General features: G+C 72.0%; 22 protein-coding genes. 16 read left to right on the plus strand and 6 right to left on the minus strand.

What is annotated here, in order from left to right; translation table 11 throughout:
- Positions 1-95: 95 nt before the first annotated feature.
- The 16 genes from FS793_RS01880 to FS793_RS01955 all read left to right on the plus strand — a co-directional run bounded on the left by FS793_RS01880 (position 96) and on the right by FS793_RS01955 (position 18,138).
- Entirely contained in the window at positions 96-1,376 is a 1,281-nt protein-coding gene (locus FS793_RS01880; protein WP_144717978.1) for an NRAMP family divalent metal transporter, read from the plus strand.
- A 9-nt stretch (positions 1,377-1,385) separates the two neighbouring features.
- Complete coding sequence (locus tag FS793_RS01885; protein WP_144717980.1) at positions 1,386-2,153, plus strand: LamB/YcsF family protein; 768 nt, start codon at positions 1,386-1,388, stop codon at positions 2,151-2,153.
- Positions 2,150-2,944 carry a putative hydro-lyase gene (locus FS793_RS01890; protein WP_144717982.1) on the plus strand — a complete coding sequence of 265 codons (795 nt, stop codon included), beginning with the start codon at positions 2,150-2,152 and terminating at the stop codon, positions 2,942-2,944. The genes FS793_RS01885 and FS793_RS01890 overlap by 4 nt, the downstream gene beginning before the upstream one ends.
- Positions 2,941-4,500, plus strand: a complete 1,560-nt coding sequence (locus tag FS793_RS01895) for an urea amidolyase family protein (protein WP_144717984.1) — start codon at positions 2,941-2,943, stop codon at positions 4,498-4,500. The genes FS793_RS01890 and FS793_RS01895 overlap by 4 nt, the downstream gene beginning before the upstream one ends.
- A 2-nt stretch (positions 4,501-4,502) precedes the next feature.
- Positions 4,503-6,218 (plus strand): acetyl/propionyl/methylcrotonyl-CoA carboxylase subunit alpha, encoded by a 1,716-nt coding sequence (locus FS793_RS01900; protein WP_144719718.1) that lies wholly within the window; start codon positions 4,503-4,505, stop codon positions 6,216-6,218.
- Positions 6,219-6,318: 100 nt separating this feature from the next.
- Positions 6,319-6,897, plus strand: a complete 579-nt coding sequence (locus FS793_RS01905; protein ID WP_144717986.1) for a Dps family protein — start codon at positions 6,319-6,321, stop codon at positions 6,895-6,897.
- 139 nt (positions 6,898-7,036) lie between these two features.
- Complete coding sequence (gene uvrA, locus FS793_RS01910) at positions 7,037-9,895, plus strand: excinuclease ABC subunit UvrA (RefSeq protein WP_144719719.1); 2,859 nt, start codon at positions 7,037-7,039, stop codon at positions 9,893-9,895.
- A 48-nt stretch (positions 9,896-9,943) separates the two neighbouring features.
- Positions 9,944-11,836 carry an excinuclease ABC subunit UvrC gene (gene uvrC, locus FS793_RS01915; protein ID WP_144717988.1) on the plus strand — a complete coding sequence of 631 codons (1,893 nt, stop codon included), beginning with the start codon at positions 9,944-9,946 and terminating at the stop codon, positions 11,834-11,836.
- Positions 11,833-12,693 carry an RNase adapter RapZ gene (gene rapZ / locus FS793_RS01920; protein ID WP_260979977.1) on the plus strand — a complete coding sequence of 287 codons (861 nt, stop codon included), beginning with the start codon at positions 11,833-11,835 and terminating at the stop codon, positions 12,691-12,693. The genes uvrC and rapZ overlap by 4 nt, the downstream gene beginning before the upstream one ends.
- Before the next feature lies 1 nt (position 12,694).
- On the plus strand, positions 12,695-13,660 hold the full coding sequence (gene whiA / locus FS793_RS01925; RefSeq protein ID WP_092501428.1) for a DNA-binding protein WhiA: 966 nt from the start codon (positions 12,695-12,697) through the stop codon (positions 13,658-13,660).
- A 95-nt stretch (positions 13,661-13,755) separates the two neighbouring features.
- Entirely contained in the window at positions 13,756-14,379 is a 624-nt protein-coding gene (locus FS793_RS01930; RefSeq protein WP_144717990.1) for a superoxide dismutase, read from the plus strand.
- Between the two features lie 78 nt (positions 14,380-14,457).
- Positions 14,458-15,462 carry a type I glyceraldehyde-3-phosphate dehydrogenase gene (gene gap, locus FS793_RS01935; RefSeq protein WP_144717992.1) on the plus strand — a complete coding sequence of 335 codons (1,005 nt, stop codon included), beginning with the start codon at positions 14,458-14,460 and terminating at the stop codon, positions 15,460-15,462.
- Complete coding sequence (locus FS793_RS01940; protein WP_144717994.1) at positions 15,462-16,673, plus strand: phosphoglycerate kinase; 1,212 nt, start codon at positions 15,462-15,464, stop codon at positions 16,671-16,673. Before gap ends, FS793_RS01940 begins: the two co-directional genes overlap by 1 nt.
- Positions 16,667-17,449 carry a triose-phosphate isomerase gene (gene tpiA, locus FS793_RS01945; protein WP_144717996.1) on the plus strand — a complete coding sequence of 261 codons (783 nt, stop codon included), beginning with the start codon at positions 16,667-16,669 and terminating at the stop codon, positions 17,447-17,449. Before FS793_RS01940 ends, tpiA begins: the two co-directional genes overlap by 7 nt.
- A 78-nt stretch (positions 17,450-17,527) precedes the next feature.
- Positions 17,528-17,779, plus strand: a complete 252-nt coding sequence (secG, locus tag FS793_RS01950) for a preprotein translocase subunit SecG (RefSeq protein ID WP_092501423.1) — start codon at positions 17,528-17,530, stop codon at positions 17,777-17,779.
- Positions 17,779-18,138 (plus strand): RNA polymerase-binding protein RbpA, encoded by a 360-nt coding sequence (locus FS793_RS01955; RefSeq protein ID WP_092501422.1) that lies wholly within the window; start codon positions 17,779-17,781, stop codon positions 18,136-18,138. The genes secG and FS793_RS01955 overlap by 1 nt, the downstream gene beginning before the upstream one ends.
- A gap of 83 nt (positions 18,139-18,221) precedes the next feature.
- On the opposite strand, the gene pgl is transcribed toward FS793_RS01955, so the two are convergent.
- The 6 genes from pgl to tkt are packed head-to-tail and all read right to left on the minus strand — an operon-like array spanning position 18,222 to position 26,283.
- Positions 18,222-18,941, minus strand: a complete 720-nt coding sequence (gene pgl / locus FS793_RS01960) for a 6-phosphogluconolactonase (RefSeq protein ID WP_144717998.1) — start codon at positions 18,939-18,941, stop codon at positions 18,222-18,224.
- Positions 18,938-19,915 carry a glucose-6-phosphate dehydrogenase assembly protein OpcA gene (locus tag FS793_RS01965; protein WP_144718000.1) on the minus strand — a complete coding sequence of 326 codons (978 nt, stop codon included), beginning with the start codon at positions 19,913-19,915 and terminating at the stop codon, positions 18,938-18,940. The genes pgl and FS793_RS01965 overlap by 4 nt, the downstream gene beginning before the upstream one ends.
- Positions 19,912-21,447 (minus strand): glucose-6-phosphate dehydrogenase, encoded by a 1,536-nt coding sequence (gene zwf, locus FS793_RS01970; protein WP_144718002.1) that lies wholly within the window; start codon positions 21,445-21,447, stop codon positions 19,912-19,914. Before zwf ends, FS793_RS01965 begins: the two co-directional genes overlap by 4 nt.
- Positions 21,444-23,033, minus strand: coding sequence for a glucose-6-phosphate isomerase (locus FS793_RS01975; protein WP_144718004.1), 1,590 nt, complete (start codon positions 23,031-23,033; stop codon positions 21,444-21,446). Before FS793_RS01975 ends, zwf begins: the two co-directional genes overlap by 4 nt.
- The gene (gene tal / locus FS793_RS01980; protein ID WP_144718006.1) at positions 23,030-24,151 is read right to left on the minus strand and encodes a transaldolase; all 1,122 of its coding nucleotides are present in this window, start codon (positions 24,149-24,151) and stop codon (positions 23,030-23,032) included. Before tal ends, FS793_RS01975 begins: the two co-directional genes overlap by 4 nt.
- Positions 24,148-26,283 carry a transketolase gene (gene tkt / locus FS793_RS01985; RefSeq protein ID WP_144718008.1) on the minus strand — a complete coding sequence of 712 codons (2,136 nt, stop codon included), beginning with the start codon at positions 26,281-26,283 and terminating at the stop codon, positions 24,148-24,150. Before tkt ends, tal begins: the two co-directional genes overlap by 4 nt.
- Positions 26,284-26,335 lie beyond the last annotated feature (52 nt).

The raw sequence follows: 26,335 nt of genomic DNA on the forward strand, positions 1-26,335 counted from the left end.
CGACCCACATTGTTGAACAATCATTGCGATGCTGTCCTACGAACCGTAGGCTCTGCCCAGCGACGCACCCGCATCGCCAGAGCCCACCGACGACGATGGGAACGCTCGTGACCGATTCGCAGCAGTCCGCCGAGGCGACGCCCGCCGAGACGGCGAAGGCCTTCGCCAAGCGTCGCCGAGGTCCAATCCTCGGCGCGATCTTCCTCATGGCGACCTCGGCGATCGGGCCGGGCTTCATCACCCAGACCGCCACCTTCACCGCGACGCTCGGTGCCGCCTTCGCCTTCGCGATCCTCGTGTCGATCCTCATCGACCTCGCGGTGCAGATGAACATCTGGCGCATGATCACGGTCTCGGGCAAGCGCGCAGGCGACCTCGCGAACAGCGCCGTGCCCTTCTCCGGCCATGTGCTCGCGGTGCTCATCGTCATCGGCGGCCTCGCGTTCAACATCGGCAACATCGCCGGCGGCGGCCTCGGTCTCAACGCGCTGCTCGGCATCGATGCGAAGATCGGCGGGCTCCTCACCGGTCTGCTGGCGATCTGCATCTTCCTGTTCAAGCGGGCGGGACGCGTCGTCGACGTCGTCGTCATGGTGCTCGGCGTCGGCATGATCCTCATGACGATCGTCGTCGCGATCGTCTCGAACCCGCCGATCGGCGACGCGTTCCGCCAGACGTTCGTGCCCGACGAGCTGAACTTCGCCACGATCACGACCATCGTCGGCGGCACCGTCGGCGGCTACATCACCTACGCGGGTGCGCATCGCTACCTCGAGTCGGGCCTCACGGGCCCCGCGCACGTGCGGGACGTGCATCGCGCGTCGTTCCAGGGCATCCTCGTCACCGGCGTCATGCGCTACGTGCTCTTCCTCGCCATCCTCGGCGTCGTCGCCTCGGGCGTCGTCATCGACGTGTCGGGGCAGGGTGCCAACCCGGCCGGCGCAGCGTTCGCCGCCGTGCTCGGCGACGCGGGCTTCCGCATCTTCGGCTTCATCTTCTGGGCCGCGGCCATCACGTCGGTCATCGGTGCCGCGTACACGTCGGCGACGTTCCTGTCGGTGTTCTCGAGGACGCTCAGGGGCGGCTGGCCGCTCCAGCTCGCGACCGTCGCGTTCATCGTCGTCTCGCTCATCGTGTACCTGCTCATCGGCACGGCCCCGGCGGCGCTGCTCGTCTTCGTCGGCGGGTTCAACGGCCTCATCCTCCCCATCGGCCTCACGATCTTCATGTACATCGGCTGGTTCCGGCAGAAGGACGTGCTCGGCGGCTACCGGTACCCGGTGTGGCTGCTCGTCATCGGCACGCTCGCGACGGCGCTCACCTGGTACATGGGCGCCGTGTCGGTCGGCCCGATCTTCGCCTTCCTCACCGCGTAAGGAGCACGCATGCCCGCCATCGACCTGAACTCCGACCTCGGCGAGAACGTCCCCGAACGGATCGTCGGCGACGACGCGGCCATGCTGCGCGTCGTGACGAGCGCGAACGTGGCGTGCGGCTTCCACGCGGGCAGCCCCGAGGGCATCCGCGCGACGCTCGTCGAGGCCGTCCGGCGCGGCGTCGCGATCGGCGCCCACCCGGGCTACCGCGACTACGAGGGCTTCGGACGCCGGGACATGGACGTCGACGACGCGACGCTGCAGGCGCACGTCGAGTACCAGCTCGGCGCCCTCGGCGCGCTCGCATCGTCGGCGGGCGGGCGCATGGTCTACGTCAAGCCGCACGGCGCGCTCTACAACGCGATCGCGCGCGACGAGCGGCAGGCGAGGGTCGTCGTCGCCGCCGTGCGGGCCATCGATCCGTCGCTCGCGCTGCTGGGCCTCGCCGGCGGCGTCGTGCTCGACGTCGCCGAGGCCGCGGGGCTCGCGACGGCGGCCGAGGCGTTCGCCGACCGCGCCTACGCGCCCGACGGCCATCTCGTCGCGCGGACGCAGGAGGGATCGGTGCTGCACGACGCGGATGCGGTCGCTGCGCGCATGGTCCGGCTCGCGCAGGAGGGCGTCGTGCAGGCGATCGACGGCTCCGACGTCGCGGTGCGCGCCGAGTCGATCTGCGTGCATGGCGACAGCCCGGGCGCCATCGCCATGGCCGAGGCCACCCGTGCCGCGCTCGAGGCGGCGGGCGTGACGATCGCACCGTTCGCGGGCATGCGATGAGCGCCGTCGCGACGGCGGTGCAGCTCGCCCAGGCGCGCGAGGCGCGCTCCTCGTACCGCGGCGGGCTCGTCGCGCCGACGAGCGGCGTCGCCCACGGCCTGGTGCAGGCGAACCTCATCGCGGTGCCCGAGGACTGGGCCTTCGACATGCTGCTGTTCGCGCAGCGCAACCCGAAGCCGTGCCCCGTGCTCGAGGTGGTCGAGGCGGGAGCGTACGAGCCGCGACTGGCCCCGGGAGCCGACCTCCGCACCGACATCCCCGCCTACCGGGTCTGGCGCGACGGCGAGCTCGTCGAGGAGGTCGCCGACGCGACGACCGCCTGGGCCGAGCAGCCGCTCGTCGCCTTCCTCATCGGCTGCTCGTTCACGTTCGAGGCCGGCCTCGCCGACGCGGGCATCCCCATCCGCCATCAGGAGCTCGGTCGCAACGTGCCGATGTACCGCACGAACCGCGACTGCGCGCCTGCCGGGCGCCTCTCCGGCGAGCTCGTCGTGTCCATGCGCCCCATCCCCGCCGACCGCGTCGCGGATGCCGTGACGATCTCGGGCCGCTTCCCGGCCGTGCACGGCGCGCCCGTGCACGTGGGGGAGCCGGCTGCGCTCGGCATCGACCTCGACCACCCCGACTTCGGCGACGCCCCCGTCGTGCGCGACGGCGAGGTGCCGGTCTTCTGGGCGTGCGGCGTGACGCCGCAGGCGGCGATCATGGCGTCGCGTCCGCCGTTCGCGATCACGCACGCGCCCGGGCACATGCTGCTGCTCGACGTGCCCGACGCGGCGTACGCGGCATGACCCGCATCCTCGCCGCCGCCGACACGGCGCTCATGCTCGAGGCCGCCGACCTCGACGAGTCGATGCGGCTGCTGCCGCGACTGCGCGATGCGGCCCTCCCCGGCGTCACCGAGCTCGTGCCCGCCGCCCGCACGATCCTCGTGCGCTTCGATCCGCGCGTCGTCGATGCCGACGCGCTGTCGGAGCGCCTGCTCGCCGTCGAGCCCGCCGACGAGCGCGTCGCGAGCGATGTCGTCGTCACGATCCCCGTGCGCTACGACGGCCAGGACCTCGACGAGGTCGCCGGCCTGCTGTCGGTCTCGGTCGACGAGGTCGTCGCGCGGCACCGGTCGGCGACATGGACGGTCGCGTTCACGGGCTACGCGCCCGGCTTCGGCTACCTCGTGGGCGACGACGACCTCTTCCAGGTGCCGCGCCGGTCGAGCCCGCGCACGCGCATCCCCGCGGGCTCCGTCGGCCTGGCCGGGGCGTTCTCGGGCGTCTACCCGCGCGAGAGCCCTGGCGGCTGGCAGCTCATCGGCACGACGGACGCGCGGATGTGGGACCTCGAGCGCGACGAGCCCGCCCTGCTGTCGCCCGGCGCGACAGTGCGCTTCGAGCGCGTCGCGCGCGAGCTCGTCGTCGCGGCTCCCGCCGAGCGCCCCGCGGTCGAGGCGACGCATGCGCTCGAGGTCGTGCGACCCGGCCTGCAACTGCTCGTGCAGGACCTCGGCCGTCCGGCGATGGCCGCGACGGGCGTGAGCCAGTCGGGCGTCGCCGATCGCACGGCGATGCGCGACGCCAACAGGGCCGTCGGCAACGACGCCGACGCCGCGGTGCTCGAGCTCGCCGGCGGCGGTGCCCTGCTGCGTGCGCGCGGCGCGGCGGTCGTCGCGCTCGCGGGCAGCGTCGCCGACGCGACGGTCGAGGGTGCCGCGGGCACCGCGACGCCGACGCACGGCACGCCGTTCGCGCTCGACGACGGCGACGAGCTGCGCATCGGCGCCGTGCGCGCTGGCCTCCGCGCCATCGTCGCCATCCGCGGCGGCATCGCCCTCGAGCCCGTGCTGGGCAGCCTCGCGACCGACACGCTGGCCGGGCTCGGCCCCGAGCCGCTCGTCGCGGGTGCCGTGCTGCCGCTGCGCGGCGCCGCGGCGGCCCCGCACGCCGTCGAGCCCATCGCAGCGCCGGCGCGCGACCTGCCCGCCCCCGGCGACGAGGCGGTGCTGCGCATCGTGCTCGGTCCTCGCGACGACTGGTTCGCGCCGGCCGCGCTCCACACGCTCGTGGGCCAGGCATGGGAGGTCACGCCGCGCTCCGACCGCGTCGGCGTGCGCCTCGCAGGAGCGCCGCTCGAGCGGGCCGTCGACGGCGAGCTGCCCAGCGAGGGCGCCGTCACGGGCGCCATCCAGGTGCCGCCCGACGGCCAGCCCGTGCTCTTCCTCGCCGACCATCCGCTCACGGGCGGCTACCCGATCGTCGGCGCCGTCGTCGACGCCGACCTCGACCTCGCGGGGCAGCTGCCACCCGGCGCGCGCATCCGATTCCGCATCGTCCACGCAGGAGACCAGGCATGACCATCCAGACCGTGCTCATCGCCAACCGCGGCGAGATCGCCGTGCGCGTCGCGCGCGCGTGCGCCGAGGCCGGCATCCGATCGGTCGCCGTGTACGCCGACCAGGACGTCGACGCCATGCACGTGCGCGTCGCCGACGCGGCGGTGGCGCTCGACGGCACGACGGCCGCGGCGACGTACCTCGACATCCCCTCGCTGCTCGCCGCCGCGCGCGCCGCGGGCGCCGATGCCGTGCATCCCGGCTACGGCTTCCTCTCCGAGAGCGCCGACTTCGCGCGCGCCGTCGAGGAGGCGGGGCTCACGTGGATCGGGCCGACGCCCGAGAGCATCGAGCGGCTCGGCGACAAGGTGTCGGCGCGACGCATCGCGATCGCCGCCGGCGCACCGCTCGCGCCCGGCATCGATCGCCCGCTCGAGGACGCGGACGAGGCGGTCGCGTTCGCGAGGCAGCACGGCCTGCCGGTCGTCGTGAAGGCGGCGTTCGGCGGCGGCGGGCGCGGCATGCGCATCGCACGCACGCTCGAGGAGGTGCCGGACGCCTTCGAGGCGGCGTCGCGCGAGGCCGTCGGCGCCTTCGGCCGCGGCGAGTGCTTCGTCGAGCGCTACCTCGAGCACCCGCGGCACGTCGAGGCGCAGGTGCTCGGCGACGGTCGTGGCACCGTCGTCGTCGTGGGCGACCGCGACTGCTCGCTGCAGCGCCGGAGCCAGAAGCTCGTCGAGGAGGCGCCGGCGCCGGGCCTCACGGCCGAGCAGCGCACCCGCATCCACGAGGCCGCGCGCGACATCTGCGCCGCCGTCGACTACCGGGGAGCTGGCACGGTCGAGTTCCTGCTCGCGAGCGACGGCACGATCGCGTTCCTCGAGGTCAACACGCGCCTGCAGGTCGAGCACCCCGTCACCGAGATGGTCACGGGCACCGACCTCGTGCGCGAGCAGCTGCGCATCGCCGAGGGACGGGGCATCTCGTTCGCCGAGACCCCGGAGCCCGTCGGCCACGCGATCGAGCTGCGTGTCAACGCCGAGGACCCCGGGCGGGGCTTCCTGCCGAGCCCCGGCCGCATCGAGCGACTGCGCGTGCCCGGCGGGCCCGGCGTGCGGTGGGATGCGGGCGTCGAGGCGGGCGACCGCGTCGAGGCCGCCTTCGACTCGCTCGCCGCGAAGCTCGTCGTGCACGCGCCCGATCGCGACGCCGCCCTCGTGCGCCTGCGTCGCGCGATCGGCGAGCTCGAGGTCGAGGGCGTCGCGACCGTCGCGCCGTTCGCCCTCGCGGTGCTCGACGAGCCCGCCTTCTCGACCGACGCGTTCGCGGTGTCGACGCAGTGGATCGAGGCGGAGCTCATGCCGCGGCTCGAGCCGCAGCTGCGCCCGGCACCCGCACCGCAGGAAGCGCTGCGCCGCATCGCGATCGAGGTCGACGGCCGACGGGTGGTGCTGGGGCTGCCGGATGCGCTGCTCGCCGCCGCGGCCGGCGCGGGCGGCGGGGGAGCACCCGCATCCGCCGCGCGCGACGAGGCCGTGCTCGAGGCCCCCGTGCCCGGCACGCTCGTGCGATGGCTCGTCGACGACGGCGCGACGGTCGCCGAGGGCGACGCCGTCGCCGTGCTCGACGCCATGAAGATGGAGACGACGGTCGTCGCGCACCGCGCGGGCGCGCTGGCGCGCGGGATCGAGGAGGGTGCGACGACCGCGATCGGCGATGCGCTGGGCCGCATCGCCTGAGCCGGCTGCGCCATGGGTGCAGCGCTCGGTCTCGTCAAGGCCCCGCGGAAGCCGCGCCGTGCTGGCAGCGTTGAGCACGACGAGATGGAAGGAGCCTCCCATGACGAACGTCACCAGCTCGAAGCTCGATGAGGCCGCGTACACGGTGCCCGGTCTGTCGCTCAGCGAGGGCCACGAGGCGGCGCGCCTCCTGCAGGACCGCCTGCACGCGCTCAACGATCTGCAGCTCACGCTGAAGCACGCCCACTGGAACGTGGTCGGCCCGCAGTTCATCGGGGTGCACGAGATGCTCGACCCGCAGATCGAGCTCGTGCGGGGATGGGTCGACGACCTCGCCGAGCGCATCGCCACCCTCGGCCTGTCGCCGAACGGCCTGCCGGGCGCGATCGTCGCGGATCGCACGTGGGACGACTACTCCGTCCACCGCGCACCCACGCAGGCGCACATCGCTGCGCTGAACCTCGTGTACGACGGCGTCATCGCCGACTACCGCACGGTGCAGGCACGGCTCGGCGAGATCGATGCGATGTCCGAGGACCTCGCGGTCGAGCAGATCCGCGGGCTCGAGCAGTTCCAGTGGTTCCTGCGCGCGCACCTCGAGGACGCGTCCGGCACCATCGCCGCGGAGTCGGCCGACACCGAGCTCGAGGCTGCCGAGGCGGCCGAGGCGGCATCCTGACCGCGCAGCGCGCGACGACGCTCGACGGGGCCGGCCGAGTGCCGGCCCCGTCGCTGCGCCCGGCGCGAACCCGTCGGATCGTGTCGGTGGTCGGTCGTAGGCTCGACTGGTGACCGTCGACATCGCCTCCCACCGCGCCGTGGCGTCCTCGCTGGACCCCGACACGCCGCAGCTGAGCGTCAAGGGCGCCCGCGTCCACAACCTCAAGGACGTCGACCTCGCCATCCCGCGCGACGCCCTCGTCGTGTTCACGGGGCTGTCGGGATCGGGCAAGTCGTCGCTCGCGTTCGACACGATCTTCGCCGAGGGCCAGCGCCGCTACGTCGAGTCCCTCTCCGCCTACGCGCGCCAGTTCCTCGGCCAGGTCGACCGCCCCGACGTCGACTTCATCGAGGGGCTCAGCCCCGCGGTCTCGATCGACCAGAAGTCGACGAACCGCAATCCCCGCTCGACCGTCGGCACCATCACCGAGGTGTACGACTACATGCGCCTGCTCTGGGCGCGCATCGGCATCCCGCACTGCGCCGTCTGCGGCGAGCGCATCCAGCGCCAGACGGTGCAGCAGATCGCCGACGAGCTCATGGAGCTCGGCGAGCGCACGCGCTACCAGCTGCTCGCGCCCGTCGTGCAGCAGAAGAAGGGCGAGTTCGCCGACCTCATCCGCAACCTCGTGGCGACCGGCTACTCGCGCGCCGTCATCGACGGCGAGGTCGTGCAGCTCGCCGAGGCGCCCGCGCTCAAGAAGCAGGTCAAGCACGACATCGCGGTCGTGGTCGACCGCCTCGTCGCAGGCCCCGACATCCTCACGCGCCTCACCGACTCGCTCGAGACGGCGCTGCGCCTGGCCGACGGCCTGGTCACGGTCGACTTCGTCGACGACGACTCCGCGGCCGGCACGCGCACGTTCAGCGAGAAGCTGTCGTGCCCCAACCGCCATCCCGTCACGCTCACCGAGATCGAGCCGCGCACGTTCTCGTTCAACGCGCCGTTCGGCTCCTGCAAGACGTGCGACGGCCTCGGCACGAAGATGGCCGTCGACGAGGACCTCGTGCTCGGCGACCCCGAGCTGTCGATCGCCGAGGGCGTGCTGCTGCCGTGGACGCAGACGGGCAAGGGCCTGTACACGTACTTCGAGCGCCTCATGAAGGGGCTCGCGAAGGAGCTCGACTTCTCGCTCGACACCCCGTGGGCCGACCTCGGGGAGGACGTGCGCGAGGTCGTGCTGCGCGGCTCCGAGGGCAACGTCACGGTCAAGTGGCGCAACCGCTACGGTCGCACGCTCTCCTACAACTCCGGCTACGAGGGCCTCATGCCCTACGTGCACCGCAAGTTCATGGAGGCGGACAGCGACTGGTCGCGCTCGAAGCACGGCGAGTACCTGCGCGAGGTGCCGTGCCCCGACTGCGGCGGCGCGCGCCTCATGCCCGAGGTGCTCTCGGTGCTCGTGCACGGCCACTCGATCTCGTCGGTGACCGACATGAGCCTCGCCGACGCGGCGGAGTTCATGGACACGCTCGACCTCACCGACCGCGAGACCAAGATCGCCGCGGCCGTGCTGCGCGAGATCCGCGCGCGCCTGTCGTTCCTCATCCAGGTCGGGCTGCAGTACCTCTCGCTCGCGCGCGCCGCTGGCACGCTCTCGGGTGGCGAGGCGCAGCGCATCCGCCTCGCGACGCAGATCGGCTCGGGCCTCACGGGCGTGCTCTACGTGCTCGACGAGCCGTCGATCGGCCTGCACCAGCGCGACAACCGTCGCCTCATCGAGTCGCTCGTGAACCTGCGCGACCTCGGCAACACGCTCATCGTCGTCGAGCACGACGAGGACACGATCCGCACGGCCGACTGGATCGTCGACGTCGGTCCGCGCGCCGGCGAGCACGGCGGCGAGATCGTGCACTCGGGCACCTACGACGAGCTGCTCGCCAACCCGCGGTCGATCACGGGCGACTTCCTCGCGGGTCGCGAGTCGATCGCGGTGCCCGCGAAGCGCCGTGCCGTCGACCCCGCGCGCATGCTGCGCATCGAGGGCGCGCGGGCGAACAACCTGCAGGGCATCGACGTCGACGTGCCGCTGGGCATGTTCGTCGCGGTGACGGGCGTCTCGGGCTCCGGCAAGTCCTCGCTCATCAACGACATCCTCTACAAGGTGCTCGCCAACGGCCTCAACGGCGCCAAGCAGGTGCCCGCGAGGCACCGCCGCGTCACGGGCCTCGAGCACCTCGACAAGGTCGTGCACGTCGACCAGGCGCCCATCGGGCGCACGCCCCGTTCGAACCCCGCGACGTACACGGGCGTCTTCGACAAGATCCGCGTGCTGTTCTCCGAGACGACCGAGGCGAAGACGCGCGGCTACCTGCCCGGGCGCTTCTCGTTCAACGTCAAGGGCGGTCGCTGCGAGCACTGCCAGGGCGACGGCACGATCAAGATCGAGATGAACTTCCTGCCCGACGTCTACGTCGCGTGCGAGGTCTGCGAGGGCGCGCGCTACAACCGCGACACGCTCTCGGTGCACTACAAGGGCAAGTCGATCGCCGAGGTGCTCGACATGCCGATCGAGGAGGCCGCGGACTTCTTCGAGGCGATCTCGTCGATCCACCGCTACCTGAAGACGCTCGTCGACGTCGGCCTCGGCTACGTGCGGCTGGGCCAGTCGGCCACCACGCTGTCGGGCGGCGAGGCGCAGCGCGTCAAGCTCGCGACCGAGCTGCAGAAGCGCTCGAACGGTCGCTCGATCTACGTGCTCGACGAGCCCACCACCGGCCTGCACTTCGAGGACGTGCGCAAGCTGCTCGCGGTGCTCGAGAGCCTCGTCGAGAAGGGCAACACCGTGCTGACGATCGAGCACTCGCTCGACGTCATCAAGTCGGCGGACTGGCTCATCGACCTCGGCCCCGAGGGCGGCTCGGGCGGTGGCACCCTCGTGGGCCAGGGCACGCCCGAGCACCTCGCGACGATCGAGGCGAGCCACACGGGCAGGTTCCTGGCAGAGATCCTGTGATGGCGCGGTTCCTGTGACGTCGAGCATCTGATGGCGAGCGTCCTCTAGATGGCCGACACCGTCCCGTACAAGCCACGGCCGGGGGAGATCCCCACTCGGCCGGGCGTGTACCGGTTCCGCGACGAGCACGAGCGCGTCCTCTACGTCGGCAAGGCGAAGAACCTCCGTCAGCGGCTCTCGAACTACTTCCAGCCGCTGCGATCGCTGCACGAGCGCACGCGACGCATGGTGCTCTCGGCGGCGCGCGTCGAGTGGACGATCGTGGGCTCCGAGCTCGAGGCGCTCGAGCTCGAGTACACGTGGATCAAGGAGTTCGAGCCGCCGTTCAACGTGCAGTTCCGCGACGACAAGTCGTACCCGTACCTCGCGGTCACCTTCGGCGACGAGGTGCCGCGTGCGATGGTCACGCGCAACCACGACATCCGCGGCGCCCGCTACTTCGGGCCGTACGCGAAGACGTGGGCGATCCGCGAGACGCTCGACGTGCTGCTCAAGGCCTTCCCGGTGCGCACGTGCTCGTCGACGATCTATCGCAAGGCCGAGCGCTCGAACCGCCCGTGCCTGCTCGGCGACATCGGCAAGTGCTCGGCGCCGTGCGTCGGCCGCGTCACGAAGGACGAGCACCGCGAGATCGCCGAGGGGCTCGCCGAGTTCATGGGCGGTCGCGACGAGCGCGTCGTCGACGACGTGCGCCAGCGGATGCAGCAGGCGAGCGCGAGGCACGAGTTCGAGCGCGCCGCGACGCTGCGCGACCAGATGCTGGCGCTCGAGAACGTGCTGTCGAAGACGTCGGTCGTGCTCTCCGACGGCATCGACGCCGACGTGTTCGGCACGGTGCAGGACGAGCTCTCGGCGGCGGTGCACCTGTTCTCGGTGCGCGGCGGTCGCATCCGCGGCACGCGCTCCTGGGTCGTCGACACCGAGCTCGACATGACGCCGGCGGAGCTGTCGAGCCAGATGCTGCGCGTCGCGTACCAGGGCAGCGACGCCCCGCCGCGCGACGTGCTCGTGCCCACGCTGCCCGAGAGCGCCGACGAGGTCGAGACGTGGCTCGGCGAGCGTCGCGAGGCGCACGGCCTGCGGGGCGCCGTGCGACTGCGGGTGCCGCAGCGCGGCGACCGCAAGCAGCTCGCCGACTCCGCGTTGGCCAACGCGTCCCACGCGCTGCAGGTCGCGAAGACGCGCCGCACGAGCGACTACGGCTCGCGGTCGGCGGCGCTCGCCGACCTGCAGGAGGCGATCGGGATGACCGAGGCGCCGCTGCGCATCGAATGCTTCGACGTCTCGCATCTCGGCGGCACGGGCATCGTCGCGTCGATGGTCGTCTTCGAGGACGGGCTGCCGCGCAAGGACCAGTACCGCAAGTTCAAGGTCGCCCAGGCGGCCGACGACACCGACGCGATGCACCAGGTGCTGTCGCGGCGTCTGCGCTACCTCGTCGAGGGCGATCCCGAGGCGTCCGAGGGGCGTTCGCGGTTCGCGTATCCGCCGCAGCTGCTGCTCGTCGACGGCGGCCAGCCGCAGGTCGCCGCCGCTGCGCGCGCCGTGCGCGAGGCGGGTGCGTCGATCGCGATCGCCGGCATCGCGAAGCGCCTCGAGGAGCTGTGGCTGCCCGGCGACGACCACCCCGTGATCCTGCCGCGCACCAGCGAGTCGCTCTACCTCGTGCAGCGCCTGCGCGACGAGGCGCACCGCTTCGCCATCACCTTCCAGCGCCAGCAGCGCTCGAGCGCGATCCAGAGCGAGCTCTCGGCGATCCCGGGTCTCGGCGAGGAGCGCGTGCGCAGGCTGCTCAAGCACTTCGGCTCCGCGAAGCGGGTGCGCGCGGCGTCGCCCGACGAGATCGCCGAGGTCCAGGGCATCGGCGCCAAGCTCGCCGAGCAGGTCTTCGCCTCCCTGAGAACCGATACGGTGGAGGACGAAGGACGAGGGGGATCGTGACTGCGCGCGAGGTGCTCATCATCACCGGCATGTCGGGTGCTGGTCGATCCACTGTCGCGAACGCACTCGAGGATCTCGGCTACTACGTGGTCGACAACCTGCCGCCCATCATGCTGCGCCAGCTGGTCGACCTCGTGCCGGCCGCGTCCGAGCAGCTGCAGCGCCTCGCGATCGTCGTCGACGTGCGCGGCGGCGTGCTGTTCGACGACGCCATGCGCCTCATCGAGACGCTGCGCACCGAGATGCCCATCACGGTCGTCTACCTCGAGGCCTCCGACGCGACGCTCGTGCGCCGCTTCGAGGCCGTGCGTCGCCCGCATCCGCTGCAGGGCGACGGCACGATCCTCGACGGCATCCGCACGGAGCGCGCGCGCCTGTCCGGCATCCGCGACGTGGCCGACGTGCTGCTCGACACGAGCGACATCAACGTGCACGAGCTCACGAACCGCGTCCGCGACCGCTTCTCGCGCGAGCGCGAGGATCAGGTGCGCCTGACCGTGCTCTCCTTCGGGTTCAAGTACGGCACGCCGCCGGACGCCGACCTCATCGCCGACATGCGCTTCCTGCCGAACCCGTTCTGGCAGCCGGAGCTCAAGGCGCACACGGGCCTCGACGAGGCGGTCCGCGACTACGTGCTCGCGCAGGAGGGCGCGTCGGAGTTCGCCGACGCGTACCTCGAGGCGCTCAAGCCGGTCCTGGCCGGCTACGCCAGAGAGAACAAGCGATACGCCGTGCTCGGCATCGGATGCACGGGCGGCAAGCACCGCTCCGTCGCGATGTCCGAGCATCTCGCCGCCCGCCTCGCCGACTCCGGCGTGTCGGTGACGGTGCAGCACCGAGACCTGGGAAGGGAGTGACGTGACCCTGACGCACGACGTCAAGGAGGAGCTCGCACGCGTGCGCGTGCAGCGACCGCAAGCGAGAGCAGCGGAGGTCGCCTCGCTGCTGCGCTTCTCGGGCGGGCTCCACGTCATCTCCGGCCGCGTGGCGGTGGAGAGCGAGGTCGAGTCCGCCGCGATCGCGCGCCGCCTGGGACGCGACCTGCTCGACCTCTACGGGGTGCGCGCCGAGATCGCGGTGATCTCGGGCGGCTCCCGGCAGCGCGCATACCTCGTGCGCGTCGTCGCGCAGGGCGAGACACTCGCGCGCCAGACCGGCCTGCTCGACGCTCGTCGCCGCCCGGTGCGGGGCCTGCCGAACCGCCTCACGACGGGATCCCTCGAGGACCTCGCCGCCGTGTGGCGCGGCGCGTTCCTCGCGCACGGCTCGCTCACCGACCCCGGTCGGTCCGCAGCGCTCGAGATCGCGAGCCCCGGCAGCGAGGCCGCCATGGCGATCGTCGGCGCCGCGCAGCGGCTCGGCGTGCCCGCGAAGTCGCGCGAGGTGCGCGGCGTGCACCGCGTCATCGTGCGCGACACCGAGCCGATCTCGCGCCTGCTCTCGGCCATGGGCGCCAGCGACACCGTCGAGTCGTGGATGCAGCTGCGGCAGCAGCGCGAGGTGCGCGCGAACGCGAACCGCCTCGTGAACTTCGACGACGCCAACCTGCGCCGCAGCGCGCAGGCGGCCGTCGCCGCGTGCGCCAGGGTCGAGCGCGCCCTCGAGATCCTCGGGGACGAGACGCCCGAGCACCTCGCGTACGCCGGGAGGCTCCGCCTCGACCACCGCGACGCGTCGCTCGACGACCTCGGTCGCCGCGCCGACCCGCCCATGACGAAGGACGCCGTCGCAGGCCGCATCCGACGCCTGCTCGCGCTCGCCGACAAGACGGCCGAGGATCGCGGCATCCCCGACACCGAGGCGAGCGTCCCCGAGCTCGACTGAGTCCCGCGCAACGCCCCGTCGCGGGAACATCTGCGCGGCTAGGATCGCAGTACGAGACGTCCGCGAATGCCCATCGACGATCGAAGGAGACACGCATGACCGTCTACACCCTGCCCGAGCTGCCGTACGACTACGCAGCCCTCGAGCCCCACATCAGCGCCAAGATCATGGAGCTGCACCACGACAAGCACCACAAGACGTACGTCGACGGTGCGAACACCGCGCTCGAGCAGCTCGCCGCCGCCCGCGACGCCGGCGAGTTCGGTGCCATCACGAAGCTCGAGAAGGACCTCGCGTTCCACCTCGGCGGCCACACGAACCACACGATCTTCTGGAACAACCTGTCGGGCGACGGCGGCGGCGAGCCCGAGGGCGAGCTCTCGGCGGCGATCGCGGAGTTCTTCGGCGACCACGCCAAGTTCCAGGCCCACTTCACCGCGAACGCCACGGCCATCCAGGGCTCGGGCTGGTCGGTGCTCGCCTGGGACTCGATCGCGGAGCGACTGAACATCTTCCAGCTGTTCGACCAGCAGGGCAACGTGCCCGTCGGCACGCAGCCCATCCTCATGCTCGACATGTGGGAGCACGCGTTCTACCTCGACTACCTCAACGTCAAGGCGGACTACGTGAAGGCGTTCTGGAACATCGTGAACTGGCAGGACGCGCAGGCGCGCTTCGACGCCGCGCGCACGAAGACCCAGGGCCTCATCACCCTCTGAACCACCCCCGCGGGAGGCCCGACGAGCGAGAGAGCGCCGGGCTTCCCGCATCCACCCCCACCCCACCAGGGAGCAGGAATGACCACCAAGGTTGGCATCAACGGCTTCGGCCGCATCGGTCGCAACTTCCTCCGCGCGGCGCTCGAGCAGGGCGCCGACATCGAGATCGTCGGCGTGAACGACCTCACCGACAACGCGACGCTCGCGCACCTCCTCAAGTACGACTCCGTGGGCGGCGTGCTCGACGTCCCCGTCCACAGCGACGGCTCGTCGATCACGGTCGGCGACCAGACGTTCCAGGCGCTCGCCGAGCGCGACCCGAAGGCGCTGCCGTGGGGCGACCTCGGCGCCGACGTCGTCATCGAGTCGACCGGCATCTTCACGAAGGTCGCGCAGGCCAGCCAGCACATCGAGGCCGGCGCGAAGAAGGTCATCATCTCGGCCCCCGCCTCCGACCCGGCGCCGACGTTCGTCATGGGCATCAACGAGGGCGACTACGACCCCGCCAACGACCACGTCATCTCGAACGCGTCGTGCACGACGAACTGCCTCGCACCCCTCGCGGGCGTCTTCCACGAGGCGTTCGGCATCGAGCGCGGCTTCATGATGACGGCCCACGCCTACACGGCCGACCAGAACCTGCAGGACGGCCCGCACAAGGACCTCCGTCGTGCGCGCGGCGCAGCGATCAACATCGTGCCCACCTCGACTGGTGCTGCGAAGGCCATCGGCCTCGTGCTGCCGCAGCTCAACGGCCTGCTCGACGGCTCGTCGTACCGCGTGCCCGTGCCCACGGGCTCGATCGTCGACCTGACGCTCGTCACGCGCGACGGCCTCACGGTCGAGGAGATCAACGACGCGTACCGCGCGGCCGCCGAGGGTCCGCTCAAGGGCATCCTGCAGTACTCCGACGAGCCGCTCGTCTCGAGCGACATCCAGGGCAACCCGCACTCGTCGATCTTCGACTCGGGCCTGACGTCGGTCATCGGCAACCTCGTCAAGGTGTCGTCCTGGTACGACAACGAGTGGGGCTACTCGAACCGCCTCGTCGACCTGACGAGCTACGTCGGCGCGAAGCTCTGATGCCGGTCCGGACGCTCGAGTCCCTCGGGGACCTCGCCGGCCGCACCGTGCTGGTGCGGTGCGACCTCAACGTGCCGCTCAAGGACGGCGTCATCGGCGACGAGGGTCGCATCGCGGCCTCGGTGCCGACGCTGCGCCGTCTGCTGGATGCGGGTGCGAAGGTCGTCGCGATGTCCCACCTCGGGCGTCCGGACGGCTCGCCGAACCCGGCGTTCTCGCTCGGCCCGGTCGCGGAGCGCCTCGGCGAGCTGCTCGGCACGGAGGTCGCGTTCGCGACCGACACCGTCGGCGAGGACGCTGCCGCCAAGCGCGCCGCGCTCGCCGACGGCGGGATCCTGCTGCTCGAGAACCTGCGCTTCGACGCGCGGGAGACGAGCAAGGACGAGACGGAGCGCGCAGCGTTCGCCGCCCAGCTCGTCGAGGGTGCCGACGCGTTCGTGTCCGACGGCTTCGGCGTCGTGCACCGCAAGCAGGCGAGCGTCTACGAGGTCGCGAGCCTCGTGCCGAGCGCCGCCGGCCTGCTCGTCGCAGGCGAGCTCGACGTGCTCGCTCGGCTCACGGACTCGCCCGAGCACCCGTACACGGTCGTGCTCGGCGGCTCGAAGGTCTCCGACAAGCTCGGCGTCATCGAGCACCTGCTGCCGCGCGTCGACCAGCTGCTCGTCGGCGGCGGCATGCTCTTCACGTTCCTCGCGGCCCAGGGCCACGGCGTCGGCAAGAGCCTGCTCGAGGCCGACCAGCTCGAGACCGTGCGCGGCTACCTCCACCAGGCCGAGGCCTCGGGCGTCGAGATCGTGCTGCCGACGGACGTCGTCGTCGCGGAGGCGTTCGACGCCGACGCCGCGCACGAGACCGTCGCAGCCGACGCCATCGAGTCGAGCGCCTTCGGCGCCGACGGCATCGGCCTCGACATCGGCCCCGCCACGGCCGCAGACTTCGCCGCCCGCATCGCGGCATCCCGCACGGTGTTCTGGAACGGGCCGATGGGCGTGTTCGAGATGCCGGCGTTCGCAGCGGGCACGAAGGCCGTCGCGCAGGCGCTCACCGAGGTCGATGGCCTCGGGGTCGTCGGCGGCGGGGATTCCGCGGCCGCGGTGCGCAGGCTCGGCTTCGCAGACTCCGACTTCGACCACATCTCGACCGGCGGCGGTGCGAGCCTCGAGTTCCTCGAGGGCAAGCGGCTGCCAGGACTGGAGGCACTCGGATGGTGACCCGTACCCCGCTCATCGCAGGCAACTGGAAGATGAACCTCGACCACCTGGACGCGATCCGGGTGGTGCAGAAGCTCGCCTGGACGCTGCAGGACGCGAAGCACGACGCGAAGGACGCGGAGGTCGCGGTGTTCCCGCCCTTCACCGACCTGCGCAGCGTGCAGTCGCTCGTCGCGGCCGAGCGCTTCGACCTCGCCTACGGCGGCCAGGACGTGTCCGAGCACGACTCGGGCGCCTACACGGGCGAGATCAGCCCCGTCTTCCTCGCGCGCCTCGACTGCCGATACGTGCTCGTGGGCCACTCGGAGCGTCGCCAGATCCACGGCGAGACCGACGAGCTCATCGGCCGCAAGTCGGCTGCTGCGCTGCGGCACGGCGTCACGCCGGTCATCTGCATCGGCGAGACGGCCGAGGACCTCGAGCAGCACGGCGCGTCCGCGGTGCCCGTGCAGCAGATCCGCACGATCCTCGCCGACCTGCCCGCAGGCGAGGTCGTCGTGGCGTACGAGCCCGTGTGGGCCATCGGCTCCGGCCAGGCCGCGACGGCCGAGCAGGCGCAGGAGGTGTGCGCCGCGATCCGCGCCGCCATCGCCGACGTCCGCGGCGCCGAGGCGGCAGCGTCGACCCGCATCCTCTACGGCGGATCGGTGAAGTCGGGCAACATCGCCGGCTTCATGCGCCAGCCCGACGTCGACGGCGCGCTCGTCGGCGGTGCGAGCCTCGACCCGGTGGAGTTCGCCGCCATCAGCCGCTTCACGCATCACGTCGGCACGTGACGCGCGCCGCGGTGCCGGGGGAGACCTCGGCACTGCGGTAGACTGACCGATCGTCCAGACTTCCCACGAGAGGTGAACGTGGAGATCCTCCAGATCATCATGCAGGTGATCCTCGGCATCACGTCGGTGCTGCTGACGCTGCTCATCCTGCTGCACAAGGGCCGCGGTGGCGGCCTGTCCGACATGTTCGGCGGCGGCATCTCGTCGTCGATGGGCTCGTCGGGCGTCGCCGAGCGCAACCTGAACATCCTCACGGTGACGTTCGTCCTCACCTGGATCACGTCGATCACGGTGCTCGGCGTCATCACGCGCTTCAACGGAGCCGGCTGATGGCCTCCGGCGGCAGCGCCATCCGCGGCTCGCGCGTCGGCGCGGGCCCCATGGGCGAGCAGGATCGAGGCTTCCACGCCGAGCGCGTGGCGGTGTCCTACTGGGACGCCGCGGGCAACGAGACGGTGCGCTACTTCGCGGCCGATCTGCCCGAGGACGAGATCCCCGAGGTCATCGACTCTCCGTCGACGGGTCTTCCCGCCGGCCGCGACAAGGATGCACCCCCGCAGGTCTCGAAGGCCGAGCCCTACAAGACGCATCTCGCGTACGTGAAGGAGCGCCGCACGCCCGAGGAGGCGGAGCAGCTGCTCGAGGAGGCGCTGCAGAAGCTGCGCGCCCGCCGCGGTCAGGCGTCCTGACCCGCGTCGCGCACGACGACGAAGGCCCCGCATCCATCCGGATGCGGGGCCTTCCTCGTGCTCGGGGCGAGCCGGGAGCGTCGTCAGTCGAGCATGCCGTCGGGCAGGAGCGATGCCGCGGCGCGGTCGACGAGGTAGCGCGTCTCGCGCGTGCCGTGGACGCCGGCAGCCGGCACCTCGTGCCGGTCGGCGGTCGACATGGCGAGGGCGAGCGCCGACGCCTTGTCGTCGCCGGCGACGACGAGCCACACGCGCGGCGCGCGGTTGAGCGCGTCGAAGGTGAGGCTCAGGCGCTCGGGCGGCGGCTTGGGGGAGTCGCGCACGGCGATGACCGCCGCGCCCTCGACGTCGGTGCCGTCGTGGCCGGGGAAGAGCGACGCGACGTGCGCGTCGGGCCCCATGCCCAGCAGCACGAGGTCGAGCACGCGGTCGCCGAGCTCGGCCGTCGCTGCGGCAGCGGCGGCGTCGAGGTCGAGCCCCGCATCCGACGCGGGCAGCTCGTGCACGTTCGCCGCGGGGACGTCGACGTGGTCGAGCAGGGCCTCGCGCGCCTGGAGCGCGTTCCGGTCGCCGTCCGCGGCGGCCACGAAGCGCTCGTCGCCCCACCAGCAGTGGATGCGCGACCAGTCGAGCGCGCGGCCGCGCAGCGCGGCGAGCAGCTCGGTGCCGACGGAGCCGCCCGTGAGGGCGACGTGGCACTCGTCCTGCTCGGCGAGCACGACCGAGATCGTCGTGACGAGCCGGTCGGCGGTCTCGGCGACGAGCGCGGCGCGGTCGGCGTGGATCACGAGCTCGCGGCTCATCGGCTGCCTCCCTCGGGCGCCGGCACGCTCGTGCCGGCCGTGCCCGAGATGCGGATCGCCTCGAGCACCTGGTGGTACATCTCGTCGGGGTCGAGCCTGCGGAGCTCCTCCGCGAGCTGGTCGCGCAGCTGCCGGTGCGAGAGCGCGACCTCGTGGTCGGGCTGGCCGGGGATCTGCAGCAGTCCCGTCGACGGGCGGATCCGCGTGAGGGTCGCGTCGCCCGACGCACGCGTGAGCGTGACCGACGACAGGCCGCTCGAGCCGAGCGGGCCGTCGGCACGCGACGACACGTCGACGTCCACGCCGAGGCGCAGACGCAGCCACGCGGCCATGAGGTGCACCGACGGGCTGCGCAGCGCGCCGGTGACCCGAGCGTGGAGCACGGGCTCGTACGGCGGCTGGTCGAGCACGGCAGCGAGCTGGGCGCGCCAGTTCGTGACGCGCGTCCACGCCAGGTCGGTGTCGCCGGGCGCGTAGCCCTCGGCGAGGCCACGGAGCACCGAGCGCGGGTCCTCCTGGCGTGCGGAGTCGGTGATGCGGCGCTGCGCGAGCGCACCGAGCTGCGCGGAGGCGGGGTGCTCGGGCATGCGGTGCGGCCACCAGGCGACGACGGGCGCATCGGGCAGCAGGAGGCCCTGCACGACGCCGATGAGGTGCGCGCCGACCTCGCCGTAGCACTGCAGCAGCACGACCTCGCTCGCGCCGGCGTCGCCGCCGACGCGGATCTCGGCGTCGAGCCGCGGCTCCTCGGTCGCGGCGATCTCGTCCATCGACCGCGACACGACGAGCACGCGCATGGGGTGCTCGCGGCTCGCCTCGTTGGCGGCCGCGATCGCGTCCTCCTCCTCGCCGAGATGGGTGTGGATGACGAGCGTCAGCACGCGCCCGAGGGCGAGCACGCCGCCCTCCTCGCGGATCTCGATGAGTCGGCGCTGGATCGCGCTCGTCGTCGTGCCCTCGAGCGTGACGATCACGGGCGCCTCCAATGACGATCGGTGCGCCGCAGCATCGCGTCGGCGCTCGCGGGGCCCCAGGACCCCGGTGCGTACTGCTCGAGCGGGCTGCCCACGGCGGCCCAGTGCTCCTCGACGGGGTCGAGGATGGCCCACGACAGCTCGACCTCGCGCGCCTGCGGGAACAGGGGCGGGTCGCCGAGCAGCACGTCGAGGATGAGGCGCTCGTAGGCCTCGGGCGACTCCTCGGTGAACGCGTGGCCGTAGCCGAAGTCCATCGTGACGTCGCGCACGTGCATGCCGGATCCCGGCACCTTCGAGCCGAAGCGCAGCGACGTGCCCTCGTCGGGCTGCACGCGGATGACGAGGGCGTTCTCGCCCATCGACTGCGTCGCCGTCTCGGGGAACAGGTACTGCGACGCGCGCTTGAAGACGATCGCGATCTCGGTGACGCGACGTCCCAGTCGCTTGCCGGCGCGCAGGTAGAAGGGCACGCCCGCCCAGCGGCGGTTGTCGACCTCGAGCGTGATGGCGGCGTAGGTCTCGGTGGCCGAGTCCTCGGCCATGCCGTCCTCGTCGAGGAAGCCCGTGACCTGCGTGCCGCCCTGCCAGCCGCCCTCGTACTGCCCGCGCGCCGTCGAGGCGTCGAGGTCGCCCGGGATGCGGGCGGCCGAGAGCACCTTCTCCTTCTCGGTGCGCAGGTCGACGGCGTCGAACGACACCGGCTCCTCCATCGCCGTGAGGGCGAAGAGCTGCAGCAGGTGGTTCTGGATGACGTCGCGTGCGGCGCCGATGCCGTCGTAGTAGCCGGCACGGCCGCCCACGCCGATGTCCTCGGCCATCGTGATCTGCACGTGGTCGATGTAGTTGGCGTTCCAGATCGGCTCCCACAGGTTGTTCGCGAACCTGAGGGCGAGGATGTTCTGGACCGTCTCCTTGCCGAGGTAGTGGTCGATGCGGAAGACGCTGTCGGGCGGGAAGACGGAGTCGACGACGGTCGCGAGCTCCTTGGCGGAGGCGAGGTCGTGGCCGAACGGCTTCTCGATGACGACCCGGCGCCACGACTCGTCGCTCGTCGCCACGCCCGACCGCTTCAGCTGCTGCGTCACGACCGGGAACTGCCCGGGCGGGATCGACAGGTAGAAGGCGTAGTTGCCCATCGTGCCGCGGGCGTCGTCGAGCTCGCGGAGCGTCTCGGCGAGCCGGTCGAAGGCCGCGTCGTCGTCGAAGTCGCCCTGCACGAAGCGGAACCCCTCGGCGAGCTGCGCGAACACGTCGTCGCGGAAGGGCGTGCGCGCGTGGGCGCGCACGGCCTTCTCGACGACGTCGCGGAACGCCGCGGCATCCCACTCGCGACGGCCGTAGCCGACGAGCGAGAAGCCGGGCGGCAGCAGGCCGCGGTTGGCGAGGTCGTAGATCGCCGGCAGCAGCTTCTTCTGCGCGAGGTCGCCCGTGACGCCGAACAGCACGAGGGCGTTCGGCTCGGGGATGCGCGTCAGACGCAGGTCCGACGCGTCGCGCAGCGGATTCGACCAGCTCGCCGGAGCGCTCATGCGGCGGCTGCGGCGGCCAGGCGGCGGTACCCGTCGTCGAGGTCGGTCAGCGTGAGCGTGAGCACGGGCCGGTCGTGGCCCGCCAGCACGGCGGCGTCGCCGCCGGCCTGCGCCTGCAGCAGCTGGCCGAACGTGAACGGACGCTCGGGGATCTCGAGGTCCTCTGCGGGGGTGCCGAGGATCTGCAGGAACACGCCGACGGGCTTGCCGCCCTTGTGGTACTGGCCCGTGGAGTGCAGGAATCGGGGGCCCCAGCCGAACGTGACGGGACGCTGCGTGCGCGCCGCGAGGAGGTCGCGGAGCGTCGCGAAGCGCTCCTCGCCGAGCCGGTCGAGGTACGTGTGCACCGCGAGGTAGCCGTCGGCGGGGATGGCGGCGAGCAGCGCGTCGAGCGACGACTCGAGCGTGTCGCCCGAGACGGAGCCGCGCAGCTCGATCGAGCCGTCGACGACCGTCGCGGGGGCCGGGGGAGCGAGGTCCTCGAGCAGGCCGCGCGCGGCGTCCTTCGCCGACTCCACGTCGGGCTGGTCGAACGGGTCGATGCCCAGCAGGCGTCCGGCGACGGCCGTCGCGAACTCCCACACGAGCAGCTGGGCCCCGAGGGTGCCTGCGACCTCGACCTCGCCGGCCGCGACGTCGCGTGCCTCGGCGCGCGAGCCGACGACCCGGATGACCTGCAGGTCCGCGAGGTCCTCGTCGAGCTCGGCCGCGTCGACGTCGAGCACGACGGGCAGCACGCCCGTGCCCTGCTTGCCCGTCGACTCGGCGATGAGCTGCTCGGCCCAGTCGGCGAAGCCGACGATGTGCGTGCCGTCGGCGACGATCCCGACGTAGTCCTTGCGCGGCTTCGTGCCGGCGAGCACCGCACCCAGCTGGAGGCCCGGGTTCGACTCGTCGTCCTCGGAGACGAGCGGCAGCGCCGCCTCGGCCTCGTCGAGCAGCTCGGCGACGTCGACGCCGGCGAGCGCGGAGGGGACGATGCCGAACGCCGTGAGCGCCGAGTAGCGGCCGCCGACGTTCGGGTCGGCGTTGAAGACGCGGTAGCCGTCGGCGCGCGCGGCGCCGTCGAGCGGGCTGCCCGGGTCGGTCACGACGATGATGCGCTCGGTCGGGTCGATGCCCGCGTCGCGGTACCACTGCTCGAAGACGCGCTTCGCCGAGTCGGTCTCGAGCGTCGAGCCCGACTTCGAGGAGACGACGATCGCGGTGCGCTCGAGCTCGTCGCGCAGGGCCGTGAGCACCTGGCCGGGCTCGGTGGAGTCGAGCACCGTCAGGTGCACGCCGAACGTGCGGGTGATGACCTCGGGGGCCAGCGACGAGCCGCCCATGCCCGCGAGCGCGAAGCGGTCGACGCCCTTCGCGGCCAGGTCGGCCTTGAGCTCGAGCACGTCGTCGACGATGCCGCGCGTGTTCGACGCCGCGTCGATCCAGCCGAGGCGCTTGGCGGCCTCGGCCTCCGCGGCCTCGCCCCAGAGGGTCGAGTCCTTGGCGGCGATGCGGCCCGCGACGCCGTCGGCCACGAGCTGCGGCACGACGCGGTCGATGGCCTCCTGGGCGGCGCCGGTGGCGTGGAGCACGAAGCTCATGCCGCACCTCCTGCCTGCGCGAGCTGTCCGCGGACGGTCTCGACGAGCTCGTCCCACGAGGCGATGAACTTGTCGACGCCCTCGCGCTCGAGCAGCTCGGTGACCTCGACGTACGAGATGCCCTGCGCCTCGACCGCGTCGAGCACGCCCTGGGCGGACTCGACGTTCGCCGTGATCTCGTCGCCCGTGACGACGCCGTGGTCGGCGAGCGCCTCGAGCGTCTTCTCGGGCATGGTGTTGACCGTCTCGGGCGCTGCGAGCTCCGTGACGTACAGCGTGTCGGGCAGCGACGGGTCCTTGACGCCCGTCGAGGCCCACAGCGCGCGCTGCGCGTTGGCGCCGGCGGCGAGCAGCGTCTGCGCGCGCTCCGACGAGAACGCCTCCTGCCACACGCCGTAGGCGAGGCGCGCGTTCGCGATGCCGGCCTTCGACTTGAGGGCCGTGGCCTCGTCGGTGCCGATCGCGTCGAGGCGCTTGTCGATCTCGGTGTCGACGCGGGACACGAAGAACGAGGCGACGGAGTGGATCGTCGAGAGGTCGTGGCCGGCCTCCTGCGCGCGCTCGAGGCCCGTGAGGTAGGCGTTGATGACGTCGCGGTAGCGGTCGAGCGAGAAGATCAGCGTGACGTTGACGCTGATGCCGGCGCCGATCGTCGCGGCGATGGCCTCGAGGCCGTCCTTCGTCGCGGGGATCTTGATGAGCACGTTCTCGCGGTCGACGCGCTCGTGGAGCGCCTTCGCCTCGTCGATCGTGCCCTGCGTGTCGAACGCGAGGCCGGGGGAGACCTCGATCGACACGCGGCCGTCGATGCCGCTCGTGGCGGCGTAGATCGGCTGGAAGATGTCGCATGCGGCGGCGACGTCCTCGGTCGTGAGGGTGCGGATGACCTCGTGGACGTCCGCACCGTCGGCCTTGAGCTCGACGAGGCGAGCCTCGTAGCGCTCGCCGTTCGCGAGGGCGGCGGCGAAGATCGACGGGTTCGTCGTGACGCCGACGACGTCGCGCGTCTCGATGAGCTCCTGCAGGTTGCCGGTCTCGATGCGCTCGCGCGACAGGTCGTCGAGCCAGATGCTGACGCCGACGTCGCTGAGGGCCTTCGTGGATTCGGTCATGGTCATGCCTCCTTCGTCGCGGCGATCGACTCGCGCGCAGCGGCCACGACGGCCTCGTGCGTGAGTCCGAACTCGCGGAACAGGGTCTGGTAGTCGGCGCTCGCGCCGAAGTGGTCGATGCCCACCGAGCGACCGGCGTCGCCGACGATGCCCGCCCAGGTGAGCACGGAGCCGGCCTCGACCGACACGCGCGCCTTGACGGCCTTCGGCAGCACCGACTCGCGGTACTCGGCCGACTGCTCGGCGAACCACTCGAGGCTCGGTGCGGCGACGACGCGCACGCCGATGCCCTCGGCCTCGAGCACCTCGCGGGCTGCGACCGCGATCTGCACCTCGGAGCCCGTGCCGATGAGGATGAGCTCGGGCGTCTCGGTCGACGCGTCGACGAGCGTGTACGCGCCCTTCGCCACGTTCGACGCCGCCGCGAACGTGTCGGCGGTCGCCGCACCCTCGCCGCGCTCGAACGTGGGGATCGGCTGGCGCGTGAGCGCGATGCCGACGGGCTTGTGCTTGCGCTCGAGGATCGTCTTCCACGCCCACGCCGTCTCGTTGGCGTCCGAGGGACGCACGACGTCGAAGCCGGGGATCGCGCGCAGCGTCGCGAGCTGCTCGATCGGCTGGTGCGTGGGGCCGTCCTCGCCGAGGGCGACGGAGTCGTGCGTCCACACGTGGATGGGGTGCACGCCCATGAGGGCCGCGAGGCGCAGCGCGGGACGCTGGTAGTCGCTGAAGATCAGGAAGGTGCCGCCGAACGGACGCGTCGGGCCGTGCAGCACGATGCCGTTGAGGATCGCGGCCATCGCGTGCTCGCGGATGCCGAAGTGCAGCGTGCGACCGGCGAACGACGCCGTCGGGAACTCCTTGGTGCCGGAGCCCGCGGGCAGGAACGAGCCGCCGCCCTCGATGGTCGTGTTGTTCGACTCGGCGAGGTCTGCGGAGCCGCCCCACAGCTCGGGGATCACGCCGGCGAGGGCGTTGATGACCTTGCCGCTCGCCGCGCGCGTCGCGAGGTCCTTGCCGGCCTCGAACACGGGCAGCGCCTCCTCGATGCCGTCGGGCAGCGCGCCGGACTCGAGGCGCTCGAGCAGCGCCTTGCCCTCCGGGTTCGCAGCGGCCCACGCGTCGAAGCGCGGCTGCCATGCGGCGCGTGCCGTCGTCGCGCGCTCGGCGGCGTTCGTGCGGGTGTGGTCGAGCACGCCCTCGGGCAGCGCGAAGTGCTCCTCGGGGTCGAAGCCCACGAGCTCCTTCGTCGCCGCGAGCTCCTCGGCGCCGAGCTTCGATCCGTGGATCTTGCCCGTGTTGCGCTTCGTGGGGGCCGGCCAGCCGATGATCGTGCGCAGCACGATGAGCGTCGGCTTCGTCGTCTCGGCCTTGCCGGCCTCGATGGCGGCGTGGAGGGCCGGGAGGTCCTCGTGGTAGTCGGCGTCGTCGGCCGGGTCGCCAGAGCGCCAGTCGACCTCGAGCACCTGCCAGCCGTAGGCCTCGTAGCGGGCCTTGACGTCCTCGGTGAACGCGACGTCGGTGTCGTCCTCGATCGAGATCTGGTTGGAGTCGTAGATCGCGATGAGGCGACCGAGCTCCTGACGGCCCGCGAGCGAGCCGGCCTCGCTCGTGACGCCCTCCTGCAGGTCGCCGTCGCCGGCGATCACGTAGGTGTAGTGATCGAAGGGGCTCTCGCCGTCGGCCGTGTCGGGGTCGAGCAGCGCGCGCTCGAAGCGCTGCGCGTACGCGAAGCCGACCGCGGACGCGAGGCCCTGGCCCAGCGGTCCGGTCGTGATCTCGACGCCGTCGGTGTGGCCGAACTCGGGGTGGCCGGGGGTCTTCGAGCCCCACGTGCGCAGCGCCTGCAGGTCGGTCAGCTCGAGGCCGTCGCCTGCGAGGAACAGCTGCACGTACTGCGTGATCGACGAGTGGCCGGCCGAGAGGACGAAGCGATCGCGACCGAGCCAGGCGTGGTCGGCGGGATCGCGCTCCATGACCTTCTGGAACAGCAGGTACGCAGCCGGTGCGAGGCTCATCGCCGTGCCGGGGTGGCCGTGACCGGCCTTCTCCACGGCGTCCGCGGCGAGGATGCGGGCCGTGTCCACGGCCTTCGCGTCGGTCTCAGTCCATTCGAGCGTCAATGCGGGCCCTTCCATGCGGGAGCGGCCCCACTCACGTGGCAGGGCCGATGCTTCTGGTGGTGCGACG

Origin of the sequence: Agrococcus jejuensis (assembly GCF_007679035.1) — a bacterium.
GTDB classification, from domain to species: Bacteria; Actinomycetota; Actinomycetes; order Actinomycetales; family Microbacteriaceae; genus Agrococcus; species Agrococcus jejuensis_A.